A 25,591-nucleotide genomic window follows, 5' to 3' on the forward strand; every position below is an offset into this window, starting at 1 on the left:
TTTCTTATTTCAAGTTCTTAAGCCGCGTATTGTACGCGATCACCCGTTTGTGTAAATGCTTATATGGATGCCGCGTGCTTTTTTTGTTCTTGTTGTTGCTTATTTTAGCTGTCTCTGTCTACGCTGTCTTTATTGTATCAATCCATCGCTTTCGTTGCCCGGAATTTTGTATACCCAGTAACCGCCCTGCTGGTATACCAGTTGCAGTGCTTCCAGCTCCATCGGCGCGTCTTTGTCTGTGAACGGCAGCATTCGCGCCAGCAGGGTTTCACTGCTTTGTGCGTCGCTCAGAAAGTAGACTCTGATTTGCGTATCGGTTATCGATTGTAGGGTATAGGTGTCAAAGTCGTTTTCCTTCAGTTGTACTTTCATGTGGTTGATCATGCCATGGATGTTGCCCGTCATTGGAAAGTTCTGGTAGGCAACACCAATTTTATCCGGGTACATGAGACCCAGTTTATACAGGTCTGTGACATGAACGATGATGTAGGCTTCCCGGTCCGTTCCAACAAGGCTGCGAAGTTGGGCTACGCCTTCTTCCGCTTTGGCCGTTAATGCCCGGCTAAATCGCTCGAATTGCTCCAGTTCGCTTTGGCTGGGTTTGCTTTGCCAGAACGCCTGTTCATACGCATCTATGGTGTCCATATATTCATACCAGTGCTGCGGTATGATTAACGGCTCGTTCAGGTGGCTGGTGAACAGGGTTTCGTGTCCGCTCAACAGGTTGATCTGTTGCGAGATGTCCCACCAGGCTAAAATAAGCGCATCTTTTTCTGCGTATTGGCCAATGGCTTTGGCCAGCGCACTCAGTTCGGATGATTTCCAGTCTAATGCGTGCAGGATTTCTTTGCTGTGGTTCTCCCATTTGACCAGCACCGGCGCTGCGCCGTCCCGTTGTGCTACTGTTGCCTGCGCTATGGGTTTCTCAACATCCGGAACGATGACGTCATACCGGCTGATTTTAAGTTCAGGCCACGCATCCAGTTCCAGTTCGGGATACTGCTGCGGATTCCCTGAGGATTGCTTCTGGTACTGATACGGTGCTGCTACCGGTTCAAACCATAAGTACGCAAACCACCCCAGAAAAACCAAACCTCCCGTCACCAGGAGTATGCCTAATGACGGGAGTAGTTTATCCCCCGACCGCTTCACTTGCGTGTCGCGGCCGGTCGTCTCTGCGGGTATCAAGCTTCGCTTTGCTTACGTTTACGCCATCCTGCCAAGGCTAATGTGCCTGCCAGCAGCATGCCGCCACCTAAACCGCCCAACGAGATTTTCTCTGCTGTACCGTCCAGATCCAGTAAGCTGGTGCGTTTGCCTTCGAGTTTGGCAACACGTTCTTTTAACGCGACCATTTCCCGAATCCGGAAGTTTTCGTCTTGTACTTCAACGTACGCCCGGTTCATCGGTCCCCAGCCTTCGGTGTAGGTCCAACCGCCTGGATTGACGTGTGCAAGACCAACGTGCATTTTAGCCAGGTCGTTTTCACCCATCTCGAGCACTTTCAACTCCATCGAGGCCGGGTTGTTGTCTTGCGACCAGAATAATTGCGTGAAGATCATGAATCCCGGTTTCTCCGGTGCCGGTGGATTCGGACGGTTGGTCTTCTGTCCTGCCAGCAAACCTTCGTTGTACAGCTTCTCGACTACTGCATGTGCATCCTGGTATTTCGCCAGACCTTGCAAGGTGCCTTTGTCCATCAGATCCAGATACGAACGTGCAAAACGCTCTGAGTGACACTGAGTACAGGTTACTACCCATGCATCCAGTCTCTCTTCTGACCATTCGCTGTTGATGTTCTCTGCTATCCCAGGTACAAATGGATAGTTCGCCCAGCGAATCTTTCTCACCATGTTGTGCGCGTATTCGCCTTCAAATTCCATGTGACAGCCCGCACAGGTCGGTGCTGTCTGGCCACCTTTGCTGTATGCATCCGAGAGTTGAACTTCCCAGTTCCAGCTATTGCCCAGCATCGCTACCATCTTGCCGTGCTTGGACATGGAATACGCTTCCCAGTTGTTGTGGTCTACACCACTGTGACAGGTCGCGCAGGCTTCCGGCTTACGAGATTCCGCCGCTGAGAATTCATGACGGGTATGACAGGTGTCGCATTTGTTCTGGTTCATGTGACACATGGTACAGCCTTCGGCTACTTCACGTTGTGGCATCGCCGCCCATACCGTGGTCTCTACGTTCGCCTTGTAGTCCAGCGCATGCGATGGACGTCCATCTGGCCACTGTCCGTTCGGCCAGATCAGCGTGTCACGCTCTGATTCGCGTTCCGCAAATTCCTGCAAGTGACATTTGCCGCATACATCCGCCGTCGGCATGATCAGGTCTTTGCTGTGATCTATCTTGCCCTGCTCGTTGATCCCAGCATGGCAATCTATACAACTCACTTCCTTCAGCTGCTCGCCTTCCTTCAGGTAACCCATCGAACGCAGATTCTTCTCTACGTCTTCAAGCTTGCCTTTCTTGTAAAATGTCGGATCGCTTGGCTTTAATGCACGCACTTTGTCCAGATTCGCATGGGTACTCTTCTTCCATGCGTTGACCCATACCGGCGATTCGTCCGAGTGACATTCCACACACTCTTTACGATCCGCTTTGTCTCTCATCGAGGTCGGCGGCTCATAAAATGTCGCAGGATCCATGTATCTGCTCAACGGAATCGGCTCCCAGTAATCACCCATCGTGCCCTTGCCCGCGCCTTGCTCAGGATCCTTATAACGCTTCACCAATGCTTCATGCAACTCCTTCGGACTCGCACCTCTGTCTATACCCAGTGCTTCATACGTCACGTCAGGAACACTTGGTATCGCCTGTACCGCACCCGCCAGCGCAAATGCACTTACAAACATGACCAATCTTAGCCATACCTTGGAAATCATCTCTCTCTCCTTTGTCTTTCTGTTATTTCCAGTTTTATTTTTACTTCTTTCTTCTTCTCTTCAGTGCAACAATTGCGCTTCCAAATACCCAACATACCTCGCGCATACCTCCCAATCCCACGCATAAATATGCAAATTCCCTTCCAGTATCCGAACCCCAATTCAACGCACTTGCCCTACCTTCCTTCGCTCCCCTAGACTACTCAGTCACCTTAACACTGTCAAGAAGTTTGTCGCATCCAACAGACACAATCGGATCAAATAGTCTGTTCGTTGCTTTCACTTGCAATACTTACATCCTGATTTAAATCAGATAATACATTCTGTTTTTTTCTTGTGTTGTGAAATGACAAACCGGTGCCTGCAGGAACCAATCTACCAACAATAACATTTTCCTTGAGTCCTCTCAGTTCGTCTTTCTTACCCATAATGGCTGCTTCTGTTAATACCCTCGTTGTTTCCTGGAAAGACGCTGCAGATATAAATGAATCTGTCGACAGCGATGCTTTGGTAATACCCAAAAGCATATATTCATAGGTTGCGGGCATTTTTTTCTCTGCGATTAAGCGTTCATTCTCATTAAGCAAATCTGCGCGTTCAACCTGCTCACCGGGAATAAACGATGAGTCACCTGCATTAATTACCTGGACTCTTCTTAACATCTGACGCACGATCACTTCAATATGTTTATCGTTAATTTTAACACCTTGTAAGCGATAAACATCCTGCACTTCGTCAGTAATATAGCGCGCCAGCGCCTCAACACCTTGCAAACGCAGAATATCACGCGGATCGGCCGGACCATCGACAATGACCTCACCTTTATTCACAACCTGTCCATCATGCGCCATGACATGTTTATCCTTGGGAATAAGGTATTCATGCGCAATACCTTCCATGTCTGTTATAACCAAACGCTGTTTACCCTTGGTATCCTTACCGAAAGAAACATTTCCGGTAACCTCTGCCAACATCCCCGCATCTTTTGGCGAACGTGCTTCGAACAACTCTGCAACACGTGGCAGACCACCAGTAATATCTCTTGTTTTTGATGTTTCTTGCGGTATCCGCGCAAGCACCTCACCGACACTCACTTGTTGGTCATCTCGCACGGTAATAATACAACCGATTTGGAAGGTGATACTGACCGGCTGATTACTACCCGGGATTTTGATTTCCTGACCGTCGTCATCGAGAAACTTCACTAAAGGACGTAATCCTTTAGATTGAACGACACCCCGCCGCTTTGGATCAATGACAACCAGTGTGGACAAACCAGTCACTTCATCAATTTGTTTGGCGACGGTTACACCTTCCTCAACGTTCTCAAAGCGCACTTTGCCAGTATACTCTGTAATAATCGGGCGCGTATGCGGGTCCCACGTCGTTAAAATTTGACCGGCCTTAACATGTTCGCCGTCACGGACTAGTAAAGTTGCCCCGTAAGGTGCTTTATGCCGTTCACGTTCACGACCATTTTCATCCGTAATAATGACCTCACCACTGCGTGAGATGGCAATTAACTCATTTTGCGCGTTAGTTACATATCGCATTGTAGATGAATACTGAACGACACCACTGGACTTACTTTCCACTTGGCTCGCAACCGCAGTTCTCGATGCAGCACCACCAATATGGAAGGTACGCATGGTCAACTGTGTGCCGGGTTCGCCAATTGATTGCGCTGCAATTACTCCGACAGCTTCACCAACGTTTACAAGCGATCCGCGACCCAAATCCCTACCATAGCATTTTGCACAGAGACCATATCGCGTGTCGCAGGTTAATGGCGTGCGTACTTTTACTTCGTCAATTCCATAGGACTCAATAAGATCAACAGCCGTTTCATCAAGTAATGTTCCGGCGGGATAAATTAATTCTTGATTTTCCGGATTGACAACGTCATTGACAATAACACGGCCAAGAATACGTTCACGTAGTGCCTCAATAATCTCACCACCTTCAATCAGCGCCTTCATGTTGACACCCTCACCGGTATTACAATCGTTTTCAGTGACGACAAGATCCTGCGTAACATCAACCAAGCGGCGCGTTAAATAACCTGAATTCGCTGTTTTGAGCGCGGTATCTGCCAGACCCTTACGCGCACCATGCGTTGAAATAAAATATTGCAAGACATTCAAGCCCTCACGGAAATTCGCTGTAATGGGCGTTTCAATAATCGAGCCATCCGGTTTGGCCATTAATCCACGCATACCGGATAACTGCCTGATCTGGGCAGCGGAACCACGCGCACCGGAATCAGCCATCATATAAATTGAGTTAAAAGATTCTTGCAATACTTCCTTGCCGGATTCATTGAGTTTCACCTCACCAGTGTCTGTATCCAGCACATGCTCGACGCCAAGCTGCTCCATCATTGCTTTGGCCACCTGATCACCAGCACGTCCCCAAATATCGACAACTTTGTTATACCGCTCGCCCTGCGTTACTAAACCTGACGTATACTGTCCTTCAATTTCTTTCACTTCCTTTTCTGCAGCTGCAATCAAATCGCTTTTCTGTTTAGGAATCAGCATGTCATCCGAGCAGATTGAAATACCCGCCTTAGTTGCATAACTAAAGCCGGCATACATGAGTCTATCAGCAAAAATCACCGTCTCACGTAACCCACATCGACGAAAACCCGCATTAATCAATTTCGAGATTTCCTTTTTCTTGAGTGTCTTATTCAGTAACGAAAAAGGCAAACCTGGCGGAAAATTTTCAAATAACAGGGTACGCCCTACTGTTGTTTCATAGCGGGTTATTTTTTCACGCTGCTCACCATCAGCATCGGTATCAGTTTCTTTAATACGTACAGTAATTCGGGCATTTAATTCAACCTGACGGCTTTCATAAGCACGCGAAACTTCCCTGATATCCGCAAAAAACATACCCTCACCACGCGCGCCCATTTTCTCTCGCGTCGTGTAATACAACCCCAGCACAATATCCTGAGAAGGAACAATAATCGGTTCACCGTTCGCCGGAGACAAAATGTTATTGGTTGACATCATTAGCGTACGGCATTCCATCTGCGCTTCGAGCGACAATGGCACATGAACCGCCATTTGGTCACCATCAAAGTCAGCATTAAACGCAGCACAAACCAATGGATGCAATTGAATAGCCTTGCCCTCAATGAGTACAGGTTCAAATGCCTGAATACCAAGGCGATGAAGTGTCGGGGCACGATTGAGCATCACGGGATGTTCGCGAATCACTTCTTCCAGAATATCCCAAACAACCGGACTCTCACTTTCCACCTCGCGCTTGGCAGCCTTTATGGTACTGGCAATACCCATTACCTCGAGTTTATTAAAGATAAAGGGCTTGAATAATTCGAGCGCCATTTTTTTTGGCAAACCACACTGATGCAATTTAAGTTGCGGCCCCACCACAATGACAGAACGACCTGAATAATCAACGCGCTTGCCCAGTAAATTCTGCCGGAAACGTCCGCCCTTGCCTTTAATCATATCTGCAAGTGACTTCAATGCACGCTTATTTGCACCGGTCATCGCTTTACCGCGCCGTCCATTATCCAACAATGAATCGACCGATTCCTGCAGCATGCGCTTTTCATTACGTACAATAATATCAGGCGCCTTCAATTCCAATAAACGCTTTAATCGATTATTTCGATTTATGACGCGGCGATAGAGATCATTCAAATCCGAGGTTGCAAATCGCCCGCCATCCAAGGGAACCAATGGGCGCAAGTCAGGCGGCAACACGGGTAGCACCGAGAGTATCATCCATTGCGGCTTAATTCCTGACTTATTAAACGCTTCCAGAACTTTCAAACGTTTGGAAATTTTTTTGATTTTTGTTTCGGAGCCTGTGCTTTCCATTTCACGGCGCAAGCTCTCTATTTCTTCATTAATATCAAGATTTCCAAGTAAATCCCGAACGGCTTCGGCACCCATACTGGCGCTGAAATCATCGCCATATTCCTCGGTTTTTGCCAAATAGTCATCTTCGGTCAATAACTGACAACGCGTGAGCGGCGTCATGCCGGGGTCAGTTACAACATAGGCTTCAAAATAAAGAATGCGTTCAATATCACGCAGTGTCATATCCAACACCATACCTAATCGTGATGGCAAAGATTTCAGGAACCAGATATGTGCTACTGGCGAAGCCAGCTCAATATGACCCATGCGTTCGCGGCGAACTTTTGATAATGTGACTTCAACACCACATTTTTCACAAATTACGCCACGATGCTTCAGTCGTTTATACTTCCCGCATAAGCATTCGTAATCTTTCACCGGACCAAAAATCTTGGCGCAGAAAAGGCCGTCTCTTTCCGGTTTAAATGTCCTATAGTTAATCGTTTCAGGTTTCTTAACTTCGCCATATGACCATGAACGAATTTTTTCAGGTGATGCTAAGCCAATCCGAATTGCATCAAATTCTTCTTTATGGGTAACCTGTTTAAATAAATCTAACAGTGCTTTCATTTGTCACTCCTGTTTATCAGGGAACAGAAAATTTAGGGTTAAGCAAAATTCCAGTAATGTAATTAACGTGCTATTGCTGGTATTTGCAGAATAAGTGCTTGTTGTTGTTTTAGATAATTAATCTTGTTCCAGATCAATATCCATACCCAGAGAACGTATTTCTTTTACCAGTACATTGAATGATTCCGGCATACCCGCATCAATTTTGTGATCGCCCTTAACAATACTTTCGTAAACTTTTGTCCGTCCCGTCACATCGTCAGATTTAACGGTTAACATTTCTTGCAATGTATAAGCAGCGCCATATGCCTCCAGCGCCCAGACTTCCATTTCACCGAACCGTTGCCCACCAAACTGAGCTTTACCGCCCAGTGGTTGTTGCGTAACAAGACTATAGGGCCCTGTTGAACGCGCATGCATTTTATCGTCAACCAAATGATGCAGTTTCAACACGTGCATATAACCCACTGTTACGGGACGATCAAATGCCTCGCCAGTACGACCATCATAGAGTGTAATTTGACCTGATCTGGGTATGTCAGCCAGTTCCAACATGTCTTTAATCTCACTTTCAGTGGCGCCATCAAAAACAGGTGTTGCAAATGGAACACCTTTTGTCAGATTTCTTGCCAATGAAAAAATTTCATCATCAGTCAATGAATTAACATCTTCTTTTTTCCCGCTGTTATTATAGATCCTATCCAAAAACGTCCTTAACTCAGCGGCTTTCTTCTGTTCATTTAACATTCTGTCAATCTTTTTACCCAGACCTTTTGCCGCCCAACCCAGATGAACTTCAAGAATCTGACCGACATTCATACGCGACGGTACGCCCAGCGGATTTAACACAACATCCACGGGTGTGCCATCCGCCATGTACGGCATATCTTCCAAAGGTACTATTTTTGAAATCACCCCTTTGTTACCATGCCGCCCAGCCATTTTATCCCCAGGCTGCAGACGCCTTTTAACAGCGATGTAAATCTTCACCATTTTCTGAACACCTGGTGGTAATTCATCGCCTTGAGTAAGTTTTTTCTTTTTCTCTTCAAATGCGTCATCAAACGCCTTGCGTTTCAAAACCATGCTTTCACGCATTTGTTCAAGTTGAGTACTTGCATCTTCGTCCGACAAACGAATATCAAACCAGAAATGCGGATCAATACCTTGCAAGTATTCAGTGGTAATCGCTGTTCCTTTTTTAATCTTTTGCGGACCGCCTGTAGCAACTTTACCGGTTAACAAACGTTCTATCCGCTCAAAAGCGTCCTCTTCTACAATACGCATCTGGTCCGCCAGATCTTTTTTATAGCGATCCAGTTCTTCATCAATAATTTGCTGGGCCCGCTTATCACGCTCAATACCTTCCCGTGTAAATACTTGCACGTCAATAACCGTACCCGAAATACCAGATGGCACCCGCAAAGAGGTATCCTTTACATCAGAAGCCTTTTCGCCAAAAATCGCACGTAACAACTTTTCTTCTGGCGTTAATTGTGTCTCTCCTTTTGGCGTTACTTTACCAACCAGTACATCCCCTGCTTCCACTTCTGCACCGATATATACGATACCGGATTCATCCAAACGGCTGAGCTGCTGTTCAGATAAATTTGGAATGTCGGCTGTTATCTCTTCAGTACCCAGTTTGGTATCTCTACTGACGACAGAGAGTTCTTCGATATGAATAGAGGTAAAACGGTCTTCAGAAACAATTCGTTCCGAGATCAGAATCGAGTCTTCAAAATTGTAACCATTCCAGGGCATGAATGCGACGAGCATATTCTGACCCAGCGCCAGTTCACCCAGATCTGTAGAAGCGCCATCCGCTATTACATCACCTTTTTCAATTTGATCGCCTATATTGACCAAAGGGCGCTGATTAATATTGGTATTCTGATTTGAACGCGTATATTTAATCAGATTATAGATATCGACACCGACTTCTCCAACACTCGTTTCAGCGTCATGAACACGTACCACTATACGACTTGCATCGACGTAATCCACGATCCCGCCACGCTCTGCACGCACGGTTGTTCCTGAATGAACAGCCACAACACGTTCAATACCCGTACCGACAAGCGGCTTTTCAGCCCGCAAACAGGGTACCGCCTGACGCTGCATATTCGACCCCATCAATGCCCGGTTTGCATCATCATGCTCCAGAAAGGGGATTAACGATGCAGCTACAGAAACAATTTGGGCTGGCGCCACATCTACATATTCAATACGCTCAGGAGATGAAAGTGCGAACTCGTTTTTATGCCTGCAAGATACGATTTCACTAACAAATTGTCCATCGCCGTCCAGTTCCGCATTTGCTTGGGCAATCATGAAATTGCCTTCCTCAATCGCAGAAAGATAGTCTATCTCATCGGTTACACTACTTTCATTTACTTTTCTATACGGAGTCTCGATAAAACCGTACTCATTGGTACGCGCATATAAAGCCAGCGAATTGATCAAACCAATATTTGGGCCTTCAGGTGTTTCAATCGGACAGACTCGACCATAATGTGTTGGATGGACATCGCGCACTTCAAAACCGGCGCGTTCCCGCGTCAAACCACCAGGGCCCAGAGCGGATATACGACGTTTATGCGTGATTTCGGATAACGGATTGGTTTGATCCATAAACTGGGACAGCTGACTGGAACCGAAAAACTCACGGGCTGCAGCAGATACCGGTTTCGCGTTAATCAAATCATGCGGCATTAGGTTTTCAGACTCGGCCTGACTCAACCGCTCTTTGACGGCACGCTCAACACGAACCAAGCCGGATCTAAACTGGTTCTCGGCCAATTCACCGACTGAACGAACGCGACGATTGCCCAAATGATCGATATCATCAATTTCTCCACGCCCATTTCGCAGTTCTACCAAAATTTTTATCACTGCGATAATATCTTCATTGGATAAAGTCTGAGAACCCGTCAGTTCTTCACGTCCAACCCGACGGTTAAACTTCATTCTACCCACGACGGACAAGTCATAGCGATCGGCGGAATAAAACAAACTGCTAAACAATGCTTTTACAGCTTCTTCAGTAGGTGGTTCACCTGGCCGCATCATTCTATATATCGCAACCTGTGCCGATGTTTCGTCAACCGTCTCGTCTATTTTAAGTGTCTGCGAAATATACGGGCCATAGTTAAGATCATTGACATACAATGTCTTAATTTTACTGATACCCGCTTCACCGAATCGAGTCAGCATGGCATCTGTAATCTCATCATTAACAGAAGCCAGAACTTCTCCTGTTTCCTTGTCAATCACATTATGTGCAAGAATTCTGCCCAGTAAAAAATCTTCCGGCACTTCAAGCTGACTAATGTTGGCATCCTGCAATTCCTTGATATGTCTGGCCGTTATTCTTTTATCCTTTTGAACGATAACTGTGCCGTCATTTGTTTTAATATCAAAGCTGGATACATCGCCTCGCAACCGCTCAGGCACAAGATCGAATAGAATCGTATTCTTTTTAAATGAAAAACCATCAAAAATAAAGAATTCTTCAAGAATTTGCTCGACCGTATAGCCAATCGCTTTAAGCAATGTCGTAACGGGCATTTTACGGCGGCGATCGATCCTAAAATACAAGCAATCTTTCGGATCGAATTCGAAGTCAAGCCACGAGCCACGATAAGGAATAATACGTGCAGAAAACAGCAGTTTTCCAGAAGAATGCGTTTTGCCACGGTCATGCTCAAAAAACACGCCTGGAGAACGATGTAACTGAGAAACAATAACGCGTTCGGTACCATTGATTACAAAAGATCCCGTATTTGTCATTAACGGAATCTCCCCCATATACACTTCCTGTTCTTTTACTTCCTTAACAGTCGGTTTGGATATTTCTTTATCCAGAATCGTCAATCTTACTTTTGCACGCATTGATGACGCATAAGTCAATCCCCGTTGTTGACATTCTTTAACGTCGAACACAGGCGCGCCAAGTTCATAACTGATAAAATCCAGGCGTGCATTTTTAGTATGACTTTCAATTGGAAAAATTGAATTAAAGGCAGCCTGCAAACCTTGGTCTTTACGTTTATTGGGCGGGGTATCTGCTTGCAAGAAAGAAGCGTAGGATTCGAGCTGAGTAGAGAGAAGAAATGGAATAGGTAAAACACTATCCCGCTTTGCAAAACTTTTACGGATACGTTTTTTCTCAGTAAACGAATAACCCATTAATTTTCTCCGGGAGATAAGAAGGACGAATTATGAAAAATAAAAAAACTGATCAATTATTTTACAAAAATAAATCGACCGAATGAAATATCAAAGGCTGGCAACAAAATTTTTGCTTGCCAGCCTCATCACAGTTAACAATAAAACTATTTAACTTCGCAGGTAGCACCAGCTTCTGTTAACTGTTTCTGAATCGATTCCGCATCTTCTTTTGAAACACCTTCTTTAACTGGTTTTGGCGCACCATCTACCAAATCCTTTGCTTCTTTTAATCCGAGGCCAGTTACTGCTCTTACCACTTTAATAACATTTACTTTGCTTGAACCTGCGGAAGTTAACATAACTGTAAATTCGGTTTGCTCGGCTGCGGCCGCTCCGCCGCCTCCACCCGCACCACTTGGTGCAGCAACTGCAACAGCTGCTGCTGCAGCTGAAACACCGAATTTTTCTTCCATTTCTTTGATAAGTTCTGACAATTCAAGCACTGTCATATTCGCAATTGCATCTAAAATTTCATCTTTGGATACTGCCATTATTTTTTCTCCTGGTTATTTCTGAAATATTTTTAACGATGAGAGGTTTGTCGAATAGAAACGCGACGTTATTTGCTATCGCGAACTGCTGCCAGACCACGCACAAATTTTGTTGGCACTTCATTGAGTGTTTGTACAAATTTTGCCACTGGCGCTTGCATTGTTCCCAGCAACTTAGATAATAATTCATCGCGACTTGGAAGCACGGCAAGGGCCATAACATCTTCTCGAGACATCACGCTCTCACCCATCGCACCCAATTTAATCACGAATTTTTCATTATCTTTTGAAAACTCATGCAGGACTTTTGCTGCTGCCACAGGATCCGAGCTGATACCATAAGCAAGTGGACCCACCATATGCTCGGCAAGACCAGCATAGGCTGTATCTGCAACTGCACGCCGCACCAATGAGTTTTTAATGACACGAAAATATATACCTGCTTCGCGCGCTTTCGCCCGCAGTTGTGTCATCTGGCCGACTTCCATTCCTCTGTATTCAGCCATGATAATGGCCTGCGCATTTGCAACCTGCGCGCTGACTTCAGCCACTATGGCTTTTTTCTCTTCAAGATTAAGACTCAAGGTTCATTCTCCATCAGTAATCTCAGCACAGATGATTCAACAATGCTTACAACAAACATCATCTGCACTGTACACTGGCGACCTTTTACCAGGAAAAACAATTCCTGTTTTGGGGACACCATCTACGCTGGGTTCTATACGCTCTAGAAGTTGACTCATTTATTACAGTTAACATCACAAACGCATTGAGTTTAAGAACTTTACTTTAAATATTAGCCATTCTATAGCTAAAGGTTACCCCAGCGGTCTTTGATAATCCACCGAATCATATCTTCCTAACACAACTCGGCGGCCCAAAGTTCATTATTGCTGCAATATACTTGTTTGATCGACGCGTACGCCAACACCCATAGTACTCGACACTGACACGCGCCTAAGATAGACACCTTTGGACGCCGCTGGCTTGGCTTTATTCAGCGCCTCAATTAATGCTGCCAGATTTTTCTTTAATGCATCAACTTCAAACGATGCACGGCCAATTGTACAATGTATGATTCCGGTCTTGTCCGCCCTGAATTGCACCTGTCCTGCTTTTGCATTCTTTACTGCAGTCGCTATATCCGTTGTTACAGTACCTACTTTTGGATTCGGCATTAAACTTCGCGGCCCCAGAATTTGACCAAGTTGCCCGACCACTCGCATGGCGTCTGGACTTGCAATGGTCACATCAAAATTGATATTTCCTGCTTTTACTTCTGCCGCCAGGTCTTCAAACCCTACGATATCTGCGCCGGCTTCTTCGGCTTCCTTAGCTTTATCTCCTTGCGCAAACACGGCGACTCTGACAGTCTTTCCCGTTCCTGCCGGCAATACGACTGAACCGCGAACCGCCTGATCAGATTTTTTTGCATCAATTCCCAGATTGACTGCAACGTCAATCGATTCATCAAATTTGGCATTGGCTGTTTCTTTAATCATGCCCAATGCTTCTTCAATCAAGTACGTCTTATTACGGTCTATTTTAGCTGCAATAGCTTTATAACGATTCGATAAATGCGCCATTTATATACCCTCGACTTCAATACCCATACTTCTCGCACTACCCGCAATAGTTCGTACAGCGGCATCCATGTCTGCTGCGGTCAGATCAGGCATTTTCGTTTTAGCAATTTCCTCAGCTTGACTTCTGCTCAGTTTCCCGACTTTATCCACATGCGGTTTGGCGCTTCCTTTTCCAACACCAGCCGCTTTTTTGATAAGCACCGAAGCCGGTGTTGTCTTCATTACAAAAGTAAAGCTTTTGTCTGCATATGCTGTTATTACAACCGGAACCGGCAGTCCCGGTTCAATTTTTTGAGTTGCTGCATTAAAAGCCTTGCAGAACTCCATGATATTCAATTGACGTTGCCCAAGCGCAGGACCTATAGGCGGACTTGGGTTAGCTTTACCCGCAGGTACTTGCAATTTAATATAACCAATTATTTTTTTTGCCACTACATTTTCTCCTATTGGGTAATTGCGAGTTTTAAACTCTCCCCTGATTTTGATGCAACCAATGCGTTTCTATAAGTTTGGATACAAGCTGGTATTAATTAGCATCATCGATTGTCATGGCCTGTCAAGATTTTTCCACCTGATTAAAATCCAACTCTACAGGCGTAGGTCTTCCAAAAATAGACACAGACACTCTGAGTTTATTTTTTTCATAATTCACGTCTTCCACATTACCGTGGAAATCAGTAAACGGACCATCTTTGACACGTACCGCTTCACCCATCTCAAACAGTATTTTTGGTTTGGGTTTTTCTATACCTTCTTGAATTTGATGAAGTATGGTATCCACTTCTTTTTGACTGATAGGCGTTGGTTTCATCACAGTGCCACCTACAAAACCTGTAACCTTATCGGTATTTTTGACTAAGTGCCATGTTTCATCAGACATTTCCATTTCAACTAGCACATAGCCAGGAAAAAACTTTCTCTCGCTAATATTTTTTTGACCACCCTTCATTTCAACAACTTCTTCAACAGGAACAAGTATGCGCCCAAATTTATCCTGCATACCCGCTCTGTTAATGCGGTCAATCAATGCACGTTGTACGCTTTTCTCAAAACCAGAATATGCATGTACTACATACCATTTTTTGCTCATCTTTTTCTCTGAAGAATGCGATCAAACATCCTGATTCATCATAAGCTTAACAATTGACATCAATGCCGCATCAACAAGCCACAAGAACAATGCCATTGCAACCACAAATGCAAAAACCAGACCTGACGTCTGTAGTGTTTCCTTACGGTTTGGCCACACTACCTTTTTTGTTTCTTCAGACGACTCTCTACAGAATGCATAGAAATCTTGACCTTGGGTTGTATATCGGGCCACAAATGCGGCCAGCAAAAGTCCCACAAGTACAGACAATACACGTATGACCATTGCGCTTTCACTCAAATAAGTGAAACCGACAACACCAGTCAAAATGAAAATAAATACCAGCCCAAGCTTTAATTTGTTCACGTTCTAAAATCCCTCACACTCTTCTAATTATAGAGAGAATATTTTGAAAATACTTGGCAGGCCAGGAGGGCATCGAACCCCCAACCTTCGGTTTTGGAGACCGACGCTCTGCCAATTGAGCTACTGGCCTTTTTAAACACGGAAAACTTATTTACCATAGGGTTCTGGTTAGGGTTTTAAACCAGTCCTTCAAATCTTACCACCAACCAAATACCTAATTTACTAAAATTTTACTCAATTATCTTAGCAACCACACCGGCACCTACCGTTCTGCCTCCTTCACGGATCGCAAAACGCAGACCATCCTCCATTGCAATCGGTGCGATCAGATTGACTGTCACCGACACATTGTCACCCGGCATCACCATTTCTGTGCCCGCCGGCAACTCAATCGCGCCTGTCACATCCGTCGTCCGGAAATAAAACTGCGGACGATAACCAGGAAAAAACGGTGTATGCCTGCCACCCTCTTCTTTACTTAATACATATATCTCGGCCGTAAACTTGGTATGCGGCGATATGCTTCCCGGCTTCGCCAGAACCTGCCCACGTTCAACTTCTTCGCGTTTGGTGCCTCGCAACAATACGCCAACATTATCTCCCGCCTGACCCTGATCAAGCAGCTTCCTGAACATCTCAACACCTGTACAAACCGTTTTCAGCGTTGGCTTCAACCCTACAATTTCAATCTCTTCGCCAACTTTAATGATCCCTCTTTCAACACGGCCTGTTACCACAGTGCCACGGCCCGATATCGAAAAAACGTCTTCAACAGGCATAATAAATGCGCCATCAATCGCCCTTTCCGGCTCAGGAATATAAGTATCCAATGCTTCCGCCAACTTAAGAATAGACGGCTCGCCTATCTCGCTCTGGTCGCCTTCCAGCGCCTTCAGCGCAGATCCAACTATGATCGGCGTATCATCCCCAGGAAAATCATACTTCGACAGCAACTCACGGATTTCCATTTCAACCAATTCCACCAACTCGGCATCATCCACCATATCCGCCTTGTTCATGTAAACAATGATATAGGGAACACCAACCTGACGCGCAAGCAGTATGTGCTCTCGCGTTTGCGGCATCGGTCCATCCGCTGCAGATACTACAAGTATCGCACCATCCATTTGCGCGGCTCCAGTAATCATGTTCTTAACGTAGTCAGCATGCCCAGGACAGTCAACATGCGCATAATGACGTTTATCCGTCTCATACTCCACATGCGCCGTATTGATGGTAATACCCCTTGAACGTTCTTCCGGCGCCGAATCTATCTGATCATAACTCTTCGCCTCTCCGCCAAACTTTGCTGTCAATATCGTCGTAATCGCCGCCGTCAGCGTCGTCTTACCATGATCCACATGCCCTATCGTTCCCACATTTACGTGCGGCTTCGAACGTTCAAACTTGCTTTTTGCCATGACCTGTTCCCTCTAAGCTTACTGTCTAAACTAATATTAATACAATCTCTGGAGCCCATGACCAGAATTGAACTGGCGACCTCTCCCTTACCAAGGGAGTGCTCTACCACTGAGCTACATGGGCAATTGCGTATTACCTAATCCTAATTACCCATAACTCCATTTTGGAGCGGGTGAAGGGAATCGAACCCTCATCGTAAGCTTGGAAGGCTTCTGCTCTACCATTGAGCTACACCCGCATACATTCAAAAAGGAGCTAATTCTAGCCACCCAAATACAAATGGCATGCGACCCCCATTCTTTATTTTATCGCTCTACTATTGATTCCCATTTGGTGGAGGGGGAAGGATTCGAACCTTCGAAGGCTGAGCCGTCAGATTTACAGTCTGATCCCTTTGACCGCTCGGGAACCCCTCCAAACGAAACCGGTGATTATGAATATATCACGACAATAAGTCAATTACTTATTGTAAAAAATTGTGCAAATTTAAAACGCTACGTGTAATGAAAGCAAACTTCAATCTAACGATTAACCTGTAACCTGATTTTCAGTTAAAGCGTATTCTTGGATCTACTAAAGTATATGAAATATCGGTTAATATTAGACCGACGATGTACAACACAGAACCCAGAAAAACCATTGCCCTGACGACCGCAAAATCCTGAGAATTAATTGCATCAATGGTATAACTCCCCAGACCAGGGATGCCAAAAAACGATTCTACAATCAGACTACCCAAAAACAACAATGGCACGATAACAACCGCACCCGTTAATATGGGTATCATGGCATTCTTGAGTACATGCTTGAATAACACCAAATGCTCGGACAATCCTTTGGCGCGCGCAGTACGCACATATTCTTTCTCCATTTCCTCGAGAAAAATAGTGCGGTACCATCGCGTATTGGCGCCAGCACTACTGATAACTCCAATAATTACCGGTAGAATTAAAAATTTACCGGCATCCAGGCCGGATGCAAATCCCGAAATAGGCACCAGATGCCATAATTTACTCACCAAGAACTGCCCCCCGATGATATAAAAAAGACTTGAAACTGACATTAAAGCCACACATAAAACCACACCCCAAAAATCGATATATGTCGCCCTGAAGAAAACCATGATTAGGGCGAATGTAATATAGGAGAATAATCCCAAAACAAATACCGGCAGCGCAATTGCAAAGCTTGGCAACATGCGTGATTTGATTTCGTGACCAATATCCCGCCCTTCATCCGATCTTCCAAAATCAAACGCAAACATAGCTATCGATTTTTCAAAAAAAATGGTTTGTGTCAATTGGTCTAAACCACTCTGCGCTTGATTAAACAACAGAGGCTTGTCATAACCGCGTTCAACTTTCCATTTTTCAATTGCTTCGGGTGTTACATATTTTATTCCAAGCTGCATGCGCGCCATATCATCAGGCGTGTTCACCACAAAGAATAAGGTAAAAGTCAGAAGATTTACCCCGATAAGAATTGGCACTGCATATAAAATGCGACGAATAATATAGCTCAGCATAAACGAAAACTAGCTTGTTCCAGACCTTAAGTTCTTAATTCCCATACTACGCTCATGCCGCCGATAAGCGGAAATACCAGGCACTAAAATTACAATTACCAACACCAATCCAACTACGATAGGCCATAGTACCGGCTTATTCCATTCTCGCCGCTTTTGCTCTCTTAAATCAGCATCAATACGATAATATTTCACATTATTATTCGAAATTCTGTTCGGTTTTACGTTTTGATACCATTCATGATACAACCCGTATTCTTTGGGGTGGTATCCCCATAGCCAAGGTGCATCAAACCGCAGAATTTCAACCATTCGATCTATGATTTCCTGACGTGCGGGCCCGTTGTCCATATCTTTCATTTGTTCAAATAATTGATCATATTCCGGGTTATCATAGTTGGCTGCATTATTCGAAGCACTTCCACTGCTATTCCCAACTTTCCGCTGCGGACCGTAGAGCAAAAAAAGAAAATTTTCAGGATCAGGATAATCTGCATGCCATCCCCACTCGAAAATTTGTGCATTTCCTTTACGAATCTTATCCTGAAAACGATTATAATCCGTGCTTCTTACAACCAGTTGAATATTTAATTTCTGGAACTGCTTACGCATCCAATCAAGTATTGATCGATCTTCTGTACTGCGGGCAGTTACATCATAATACAATACAAGCGGCGCACCTGTTTCTCTGTCTATGCCATTTGGATAACCCGCTTCAGCAAGTAAATATCGCGCAACTTCTATTGATTTGCGATGCGGCGCACCGTTGCTCCAGTCATAAACCAAGTGATTCATACCCACTTCACCCCCCCGATAACCAGGCACACCCGGTGCAATCGGGCCATGAGCCGGCAAACCTCTGCCATTGGCAAAAATTGAAATAAACTCTTCATAATCCACTGCTATCGATATCGCCTGCCTGAGTTTTCGTGCCGCGTTACGCGATTCTTCGGTTCTGCCTCCCCCCACAACTGGATCAAGCATATTAAATCCGATATAAAACGTGGAAACCGCCACAGTCGCTTCAAGTCGTATACCTTGTTGCGCCATCGCGTCGGTTACAGTCGCTTCACCCTGTCCGACCAATTGTACTGCCTGATCAAAACTATCAGAACCAATCCCGGATGCATCATAATATCCCTGTAAAAATTTATTCCAGCGCGGAATACCCTCCCGCTCCCGCGAATAAATAATCTTGTCGATAAAAGGAACGGGCTTGCCTGCATCGACCAGCAGTCCATTTTCATAATCGGCCGGCATACCTTCTTCGGGATAAATTTCTCCGTAGAAATTGGGATTTTTTTTCAGCACCATACGCAAATTTGGATTATTTTCGGTCAGCATATACGGTCCTGTTCCTACTGGATACCAGTCCAACGTAATATTTTTCTGGATCAAACCTGCTTGCGAATAAAATGAATCCGCTTCCCACGGCATGGGCGCAAAAAAAGGCATTGCCAGCCAATAGATAAACTGCGGGTATTTACCGTTTATTTTGATTCTGTAAGTATAGTCATCCACGACATCCACTCCGTCGAGCGTATACTCATCAAGATTTAAGAAATGCTCATTTTCCTGCAAATTGCTTTGTGCACTTCTAAGAACAACGGCGTAATCGCGAAGCCCCATTATGTAGTCTGCCATCAACCCGTAAATTGGCGAGTGTAACTTCGGATGAGCGAGCCGTTTTATTTGGTAAACATAATCTTGCGCCCTTAATTCACGCGATCCCGTTTCTGGAAAATCGGATAATTTATAGATTGTTGCGAGTGCTTGATCATCCAGTTGATGATAAAGCCATTCATTGTGTTCGTTAGTCGCAAATGCCGGATGCGGTTGATAAATAATTCCCGGCTTAATGGTAATCTCATACTGTGTATAGGCTATATCGCCCACTTCGATATCATTCGGTAACGGATAGTCATCATGGTCGTAATAAGTAACCACCGGCATTTCTGCGGCAGTATACGGAATTAAAGTAAATGGCCGCTTCAAATAATGATATTGGAGTGGTGGCTGATAGATCTGTGCAGTAAATTGTATTTCGTTGGAACTGTATGACTGCACCGGATCAAGGTGCTTGGGTCGTTCCGTAAAAACATTATAAAGAATGTTCTTTCCTTCATCAGAAGCTGGATAAGGGTTGTTCCAGATCTGACCACATGCAGTTAACAAGACTAAAATAACAACTGCCGGATAGAAAACCGCAGTCCTAATTTCATTAATACGCAGCCTCATGATATAAATTTTTTGACTGGCTTTTCAGACAAAACAATACCCGTTTAAGAAAGTGTAAGAAAGTATAAAACGTATATAAAGTAAAGTATCAGGTTTTTGAACAGAATCAATATAAATTTTCACGTTCTCAAATTCAGACTAGCACATTCAACCGGCAGTCAGCTTCGGCTATAATTTACCCTTACAAAAAATTTACAAGGAAGTTTCATGGGATTTCTCAATAACAAACGCGTCCTTATTACCGGACTACTTAGCAATCGATCAATCGCTTACGGTATTGCCAAAGCCATGCAACGCGAAGGTGCAAAATTGGCGTTTACTTATCAGGGTGAAGATCTGCGTAGCAGAATTGAAAAATTGGCCGTTGAATTTGACAGTAGTTTATTATTTCCCTGCGATGTAACCAGTGACAGTGAGATTGAAAAATGTTTTGAAGACTTGCAGAAACACTGGGATGGCCTGGACTGCATCGTCCATTCCGTTGCTTTTGCACCACGGGAAGCACTCACGGGAGACTATCTGGAAAGCGTCAACCGCGAAGCATTTCGCATCGCACATGATGTCAGCGCCTATAGTTTCTCCGCACTTGCAAAAGCCGCATTACCACTTATGCAAAACAGAAATGCTTCATTATTGACTTTGAGCTATTTGGGTGCAGTGCGAGTAATGCCGAATTATAATGTCATGGGATTGGCCAAAGCCAGTCTTGAAGCCAATGTACGCTTTATGGCTTCGAGCCTGGGTCCTAAAGGAATTCGCGTTAATGCAATATCTGCCGGTCCCATCAAAACACTGGCAGCAGCTGGAATTGGAAATTTCGGAAAATTATTAGGATATACCGAAAAAGTTGCTCCCTTGCGACGCAATATTACTATTGAAGAAGTCGGCAATGCAGCGGCTTTTTTATGCAGTGATCTGGCCAGTGGAATCACCGGTGAAATCACCTATGTCGACGCCGGATTTAACACCGTGGCTTTTTCACTTAACGATTAAATACAGAAAAAATATACTGGAATATTCAGGTATCATGACACAACATGATACCTGATATATTTCATTAATAACTGTCTTGCTTGATTGTTACATCGTAACGCTGCCTGATGCCACCCAAATACGATGACACCTCTTCTTGGGCGAGCATTTGTTGCAACTGATTACTAAAGTTTTTACGTTTTTCTTCATCGGCCATTTCCGGCTCAATAACTTGAGTGATACGTATCAAACTGTAACCGCCTTGCGAATCCTCTACACCGGTATATGTCGGCAGGGTATCAACATCAGCTTTAAATATTGCACGTACGGCTTCGTGACCTAAACCCTGGGATTGCATATAGGATACTTGTTTGGATTCATCCCAATCTATCGTATCTTCATTTCCTGCAAGCAGGTTTTCGAGTTTTTCACGACCCGCCTCAATAGCCATCTCAGCAGCAAGCTGTTGTTTTAAACGTTCGACAATTTCATCACGGACAACGGATAATGATTGCGCTGATTCTTGACGATGCTCTAATACGCGCGCAGACACCAAAGTATCCGGCATCACTTCAATCGCTTCTGTATTCCGTCCGTCAAGTACTGCTTCTTCAGAGAAAATAGCGCTCAATAATCTTTCGTTGGCTAGTATGGCTGGTTCTTTTGAATGCCTGTTAATCCAGTCACTTTGCTGAAGCTTCAATTCAAATTTTGCTGCAGCGGGCTCAAGACTGTCACTTTCTTCATAGACGATATTACTGAAATCTTCTGCTGCCTCGCCAAAGATGCTACTGACCATCTGCAGTTTCAATATTCTTTCAATCTTTCCACGCACTTCTTCCAGATCAGCTGTTTTTGCTTCCTTGATCTCAGTGAGCTGAATAATGTGAAAACCAAAATCAGTCTCCACCAAACCACGAATTTCTTCCGGATGCATTTGAAAAATCTCATCTTCAAACGCCTTGACCATAACGCCCCGGCCAAAGAATCCCAAATCACCGCCTCGAGCGGCCGAACCCGGATCATCTGAATATTCCTCGGCAAGTTCACCAAATCGCCCGGGATCTTGTAATACCTGTTCCAGAATACCCTCAGCTTTCTCACGCGCTTCCTGTTTTACTTCATCTTCAGCAATTGCTGAAACAGCCACTAAGATATGGCTTGCTTTGCGTTCTTCAGGTTGACCGTATTCTTCTAGATGTTCATCGTAATAATTACGAACAGCCTCATCACTCACAGGTTCATTTTCAGCTAACGCGTCAAAGGATAATACTAAATATTCAACACGTACACGTTCAGGCAGAAAGTATTCGTGACGATGCGCATCATAATAGGCCTCAATCTCGTCAGCCGAGGGTTCGATCTGCGACAGAAAGTCATCGGGTTTAATTTGTACTTGGTTGATTTCGCGCTGCACCTCGCTCAAATACATGACACGACTGACCGCCTTATCTGAAACAAAGCCATTATCACTATATCCATCAAGAAGTTGTTGCAACAGCAAATCCTGACGCACACGTGACTCGAATCCAACAGGATTCAAGCCTTCATTACGCAAAAAAATCTCATACTGCTTTTTTGAAAACTTGTTATCTCGTTGAAACTCTGGTATCTGGCTGATCTCATTGATTAATTGCGAATCCAGTACCGTAAAGCCATTCGTCACTGCTTCTCGAAATAACAAACGTTGTTGAATCAATCGCTCAAGTACGGCATCTCTAACTTCGTAACTATCAAGCATCGCGCTGTCAAAACTACCGCCGAACATGGCGCGAAGTCGCGCCTGGTGGTCACGTAAAGCTTGTTCAAACTCTCGCCGTTGAATTTCTTCACCTTCCACAATCGCAACATAACCTTCCTTGCCATCACTGCGATAGGACTGCACGCCCCAAAACATGAATGGCAACACAGCTATCAACAGAACCACCTGGACAATACGTTTTTTTCGGTTGACAAAATCAAACACAGTTTTAAAAACCCGATATGATAAAAAATGGAAAATTAGACAGGATGTCTAATTGTTTCAGATTGACGTTCATTGCGCAAATGTTAAAAATGCACTTCAGTTAAACCAATTTGGTCCGCAATGAAGTGCATCGGAAAACACTGGCGGAGTGGACGGGACTCGAACCCGCGACCCCCGGCGTGACAGGCCGGTATTCTAACCAACTGAACTACCACTCCTAACTCAATTTTTTTAAACTGGTGGGTGCTGACGGGATCGAACCGCCGACATTCGCCTTGTAAGGGCGACGCTCTACCAGCTGAGCTAAGCACCCTGTTTCTTAATCGGCCGCTAGTTTACTGCATCTTTAAGTGCTTTACCAGCACTAAATTTAGGAACCTTGGCCGCCTTGATTTTAATGGCAGCCCCAGTACGAGGATTCCGGCCGGTACGGGCTGCCCTTTTACCCACCTTAAAAGTTCCAAATCCGACTAAAGTAACCGTGTCATTCTTTTTTAGTGCAGACGTTATTGCAGATAATGCGCCATCCAAAGCGCTACCGGCAGTAGCTTTTGAAATGTCAGCAGATTTTGCTATTGCTTCTACGAGTTCGGATTTGTTCATATAATTCCCCTTCTAAGTTTATTGGTCATTAAATCACAAGCAATTACTGCACAAACGCTCTTATATCAAGCCATCTGCACTTGGTCAAGAGATTTACATCACTATCACAGCAAAATAAATTCCCTAAAACTGAACTATCGCACTAATACACATTTCTTAATATATCCCGTCCATTCTAATAAATAAAGAGATAGTATAAATATACAAACAATTCTTTAGCTTTATTCTAAAAGCCAATATTCAACAAATTTCCGCCTTGGGCTCGCGGTTCAACAGTCTTTCTACAACCGTTCTTGCCGGTGTACCTTCGTGTAGTATGCTGCAAACCGCTTCCGTTATCGGCATATCGACATTTAGTTTTCTACTTAAATCCAGGACGGCCTGCGCTGTATAAACACCTTCGGCAACATGACCCAGTTCACTTAAAATATCTTGCAAAGACTTACCTTCGGCTAGAAATAATCCGACGCGTCGATTCCTTGACAAATCTCCGGTACAGGTAAGTAACAAATCACCAACTCCAGCCAATCCCATAAATGTTTCCATTTTCCCGCCAAGAGCCAATCCCAACCGGGTAATTTCCATCAAACCACGCGTAATCAATGCCGCGCGGGCATTATGTCCGAAGCCCATTCCATCGGATATCCCAGCAGCGATGGTAATCACGTTCTTGATAGCGCCACCTGTTTCTACGCCGGCCACATCTTGACTGGTATAAATCCGCAAGTTCGTACTATGGAGCTGACTGGCCATTTGATGAGCAAAACGATCATCCTCCGAAGCCAACGTCAAAGCAGTTGGTAGTCCTTGCGCCACTTCTTGCGCAAAACTCGGACCAGATATAACGCCACATGGCATACGGCCAGAATACGCTTCTGCAACAACCTGATGCGGTAACTTGGATGTTGCAGATTCAAACCCCTTACACCCCCAGATAACAGGCACATTCTCGCTGATCTTAGCAATACCCTGCAACACCCCACGAAAACCTGCTATAGGCACAACGACCAAAGCAAGATCTGCTGCATCCAGCGCTTCATCTAACGCATCAGTAAGATGTATACCTTCCGGCAATGGAAAATCCGGAAAAAAACTCAAATTTACACGATTTAACGCCAGTTCTGATAAATGATTTGAATCGATTGTCCATAACGTAACCTCATGCCTTGCCGACAGATGGATAGCCAGCGCCGTCCCCCAGGCACCCGCGCCCAAGATGGCGATTTTCATGAACCCCAAACCTGATTGGCTTTAACATATCCACTTTGTCCATCGCGGTGACGCACTCGTACCCACCCCGGGGTATCTGCATTCAACCATTCCATCACAACATTTTCCTGAGCTTGAAAAATCAATTCAGTATGCTCGTCAGCCATTTGATAGACATCAGCCATAGGCACTGTCACGATAACAAAACGTTGATCACTCAATGCTGCCCTCTCAACCCAAGCCAGGCCACCGCTACTATCGCGAACTTTAACCCAGCCTTCAACATTAACAACCGCTTCAACCGGTAAATTTGCGCTGGCCACGAACAATTTACCGGATTTTACAGAAGGCGCGTCAAACATAACGGTTGCATTCTCAGCAATCGAAAAAAAATCTATCCCTGCATTTGCTTGATGCGGTGATACAAAAACAGTGACCGTCAGACAGATACCCAAGCAATACTTGAAAATATCGGCTCGTTTCCGTCCCGGGAGGAATATACGCTGTTCATTTTTCAAATTATTCATGAT

18 protein-coding genes and 6 tRNA genes are annotated in these 25,591 nt (G+C 44.8%); 1 reads left to right on the forward strand and 23 read right to left on the reverse strand.

Annotated elements, in window-relative coordinates; genetic code table 11:
- Positions 1-129 precede the first annotated feature (129 nt).
- From haoB to MRK00_01400, 17 genes are all read right to left on the reverse strand, one after another.
- On the reverse strand, positions 130-1,188 hold the full coding sequence (gene haoB / locus MRK00_01320; GenBank protein ID MDR4516031.1) for a hydroxylamine oxidation protein HaoB: 1,059 nt from the start codon (positions 1,186-1,188) through the stop codon (positions 130-132).
- Entirely contained in the window at positions 1,185-2,891 is a 1,707-nt protein-coding gene (locus MRK00_01325; protein ID MDR4516032.1) for a hydroxylamine reductase, read from the reverse strand. The genes haoB and MRK00_01325 overlap by 4 nt, the downstream gene beginning before the upstream one ends.
- Positions 2,892-3,148: 257 nt before the next feature.
- Positions 3,149-7,360, reverse strand: coding sequence for a DNA-directed RNA polymerase subunit beta' (gene rpoC / locus MRK00_01330; GenBank protein MDR4516033.1), 4,212 nt, complete (start codon positions 7,358-7,360; stop codon positions 3,149-3,151).
- A gap of 117 nt (positions 7,361-7,477) precedes the next feature.
- The gene (gene rpoB / locus MRK00_01335; protein ID MDR4516034.1) at positions 7,478-11,551 is read right to left on the reverse strand and encodes a DNA-directed RNA polymerase subunit beta; all 4,074 of its coding nucleotides are present in this window, start codon (positions 11,549-11,551) and stop codon (positions 7,478-7,480) included.
- 146 nt (positions 11,552-11,697) lie between these two features.
- Positions 11,698-12,084: a 50S ribosomal protein L7/L12 gene (rplL, locus tag MRK00_01340; GenBank protein ID MDR4516035.1), complete on the reverse strand. Its 387-nt coding sequence runs from the start codon at positions 12,082-12,084 to the stop codon at positions 11,698-11,700.
- Between the two features lie 68 nt (positions 12,085-12,152).
- Positions 12,153-12,668 carry a 50S ribosomal protein L10 gene (rplJ, locus tag MRK00_01345; protein ID MDR4516036.1) on the reverse strand — a complete coding sequence of 172 codons (516 nt, stop codon included), beginning with the start codon at positions 12,666-12,668 and terminating at the stop codon, positions 12,153-12,155.
- Positions 12,669-12,971: 303 nt separating this feature from the next.
- Positions 12,972-13,670, reverse strand: coding sequence for a 50S ribosomal protein L1 (gene rplA, locus MRK00_01350; GenBank protein MDR4516037.1), 699 nt, complete (start codon positions 13,668-13,670; stop codon positions 12,972-12,974).
- Positions 13,671-14,102 carry a 50S ribosomal protein L11 gene (gene rplK / locus MRK00_01355; protein MDR4516038.1) on the reverse strand — a complete coding sequence of 144 codons (432 nt, stop codon included), beginning with the start codon at positions 14,100-14,102 and terminating at the stop codon, positions 13,671-13,673.
- 124 nt (positions 14,103-14,226) lie between these two features.
- On the reverse strand, positions 14,227-14,760 hold the full coding sequence (nusG, locus tag MRK00_01360; protein ID MDR4516039.1) for a transcription termination/antitermination protein NusG: 534 nt from the start codon (positions 14,758-14,760) through the stop codon (positions 14,227-14,229).
- A gap of 21 nt (positions 14,761-14,781) precedes the next feature.
- Positions 14,782-15,126, reverse strand: a complete 345-nt coding sequence (gene secE, locus MRK00_01365; GenBank protein ID MDR4516040.1) for a preprotein translocase subunit SecE — start codon at positions 15,124-15,126, stop codon at positions 14,782-14,784.
- A 54-nt stretch (positions 15,127-15,180) separates the two neighbouring features.
- Positions 15,181-15,256 (reverse strand) — tRNA-Trp (locus tag MRK00_01370).
- 100 nt (positions 15,257-15,356) lie between these two features.
- Complete coding sequence (gene tuf, locus MRK00_01375) at positions 15,357-16,547, reverse strand: elongation factor Tu (protein ID MDR4516041.1); 1,191 nt, start codon at positions 16,545-16,547, stop codon at positions 15,357-15,359.
- 49 nt (positions 16,548-16,596) lie between these two features.
- Positions 16,597-16,671, reverse strand: a tRNA-Thr gene (locus MRK00_01380).
- A gap of 41 nt (positions 16,672-16,712) precedes the next feature.
- Positions 16,713-16,786: transfer RNA gene (locus tag MRK00_01385), tRNA-Gly, on the reverse strand.
- Positions 16,787-16,879: 93 nt separating this feature from the next.
- Positions 16,880-16,964, reverse strand: a tRNA-Tyr gene (locus MRK00_01390).
- A gap of 131 nt (positions 16,965-17,095) precedes the next feature.
- The gene (locus MRK00_01395) at positions 17,096-18,073 is read right to left on the reverse strand and encodes an ABC transporter permease (protein MDR4516042.1); all 978 of its coding nucleotides are present in this window, start codon (positions 18,071-18,073) and stop codon (positions 17,096-17,098) included.
- 9 nt (positions 18,074-18,082) lie between these two features.
- Positions 18,083-20,311, reverse strand: coding sequence for an ABC transporter substrate-binding protein (locus tag MRK00_01400; GenBank protein MDR4516043.1), 2,229 nt, complete (start codon positions 20,309-20,311; stop codon positions 18,083-18,085).
- A gap of 207 nt (positions 20,312-20,518) precedes the next feature.
- Here MRK00_01400 and fabI point away from each other — a divergent pair, with 207 nt between their 5' ends.
- Positions 20,519-21,304: an enoyl-ACP reductase FabI gene (gene fabI / locus MRK00_01405; GenBank protein MDR4516044.1), complete on the forward strand. Its 786-nt coding sequence runs from the start codon at positions 20,519-20,521 to the stop codon at positions 21,302-21,304.
- 64 nt (positions 21,305-21,368) lie between these two features.
- Here fabI and MRK00_01410 read toward each other — a convergent pair whose 3' ends face one another.
- From MRK00_01410 to MRK00_01435, 6 genes are all read right to left on the reverse strand, one after another.
- The gene (locus MRK00_01410; protein ID MDR4516045.1) at positions 21,369-23,249 is read right to left on the reverse strand and encodes a SurA N-terminal domain-containing protein; all 1,881 of its coding nucleotides are present in this window, start codon (positions 23,247-23,249) and stop codon (positions 21,369-21,371) included.
- A gap of 141 nt (positions 23,250-23,390) precedes the next feature.
- Positions 23,391-23,467, reverse strand: a tRNA-Asp gene (locus tag MRK00_01415).
- A 19-nt stretch (positions 23,468-23,486) separates the two neighbouring features.
- A tRNA-Val gene (locus MRK00_01420) sits at positions 23,487-23,562 on the reverse strand.
- A gap of 17 nt (positions 23,563-23,579) precedes the next feature.
- The gene (locus MRK00_01425; protein MDR4516046.1) at positions 23,580-23,852 is read right to left on the reverse strand and encodes an HU family DNA-binding protein; all 273 of its coding nucleotides are present in this window, start codon (positions 23,850-23,852) and stop codon (positions 23,580-23,582) included.
- A 240-nt stretch (positions 23,853-24,092) separates the two neighbouring features.
- Positions 24,093-25,082: an NAD(P)-dependent glycerol-3-phosphate dehydrogenase gene (locus MRK00_01430; protein ID MDR4516047.1), complete on the reverse strand. Its 990-nt coding sequence runs from the start codon at positions 25,080-25,082 to the stop codon at positions 24,093-24,095.
- Positions 25,079-25,588 (reverse strand): SH3 domain-containing protein, encoded by a 510-nt coding sequence (locus tag MRK00_01435; protein ID MDR4516048.1) that lies wholly within the window; start codon positions 25,586-25,588, stop codon positions 25,079-25,081. Before MRK00_01435 ends, MRK00_01430 begins: the two co-directional genes overlap by 4 nt.
- Positions 25,589-25,591: the final 3 nt, after the last annotated feature.

This window comes from Nitrosomonas sp. (assembly GCA_031316255.1).
Taxonomy (GTDB): domain Bacteria; phylum Pseudomonadota; class Gammaproteobacteria; order Burkholderiales; family Nitrosomonadaceae; genus Nitrosomonas.

Excerpts from the sequence above, each read along its gene's own strand:
- rpoB (MDR4516034.1), bottom strand. The coding sequence starts at position 11,551 with ATGGGTTATTCGTTTACTGAGAAAAAACGTATCCGTAAAAGTTTTGCA.
- nusG (MDR4516039.1), bottom strand. The coding sequence starts at position 14,760 with ATGAGCAAAAAATGGTATGTAGTACATGCATATTCTGGTTTTGAGAAA.
- MRK00_01400 (MDR4516043.1), bottom strand. The coding sequence starts at position 20,311 with ATGAGGCTGCGTATTAATGAAATTAGGACTGCGGTTTTCTATCCGGCA.
- MRK00_01325 (MDR4516032.1), bottom strand. The coding sequence starts at position 2,891 with ATGATTTCCAAGGTATGGCTAAGATTGGTCATGTTTGTAAGTGCATTT.
- rplA (MDR4516037.1), bottom strand. The coding sequence starts at position 13,670 with ATGGCGCATTTATCGAATCGTTATAAAGCTATTGCAGCTAAAATAGAC.
- MRK00_01435 (MDR4516048.1), bottom strand. The coding sequence starts at position 25,588 with ATGAATAATTTGAAAAATGAACAGCGTATATTCCTCCCGGGACGGAAA.
- MRK00_01395 (MDR4516042.1), bottom strand. The coding sequence starts at position 18,073 with ATGCTGAGCTATATTATTCGTCGCATTTTATATGCAGTGCCAATTCTT.
- rpoC (MDR4516033.1), bottom strand. The coding sequence starts at position 7,360 with ATGAAAGCACTGTTAGATTTATTTAAACAGGTTACCCATAAAGAAGAA.
- fabI (MDR4516044.1), top strand. The coding sequence starts at position 20,519 with ATGGGATTTCTCAATAACAAACGCGTCCTTATTACCGGACTACTTAGC.
- MRK00_01430 (MDR4516047.1), bottom strand. The coding sequence starts at position 25,082 with ATGAAAATCGCCATCTTGGGCGCGGGTGCCTGGGGGACGGCGCTGGCT.
- tuf (MDR4516041.1), bottom strand. The coding sequence starts at position 16,547 with ATGGCAAAAAGCAAGTTTGAACGTTCGAAGCCGCACGTAAATGTGGGA.
- rplL (MDR4516035.1), bottom strand. The coding sequence starts at position 12,084 with ATGGCAGTATCCAAAGATGAAATTTTAGATGCAATTGCGAATATGACA.
- MRK00_01425 (MDR4516046.1), bottom strand. The coding sequence starts at position 23,852 with ATGAACAAATCCGAACTCGTAGAAGCAATAGCAAAATCTGCTGACATT.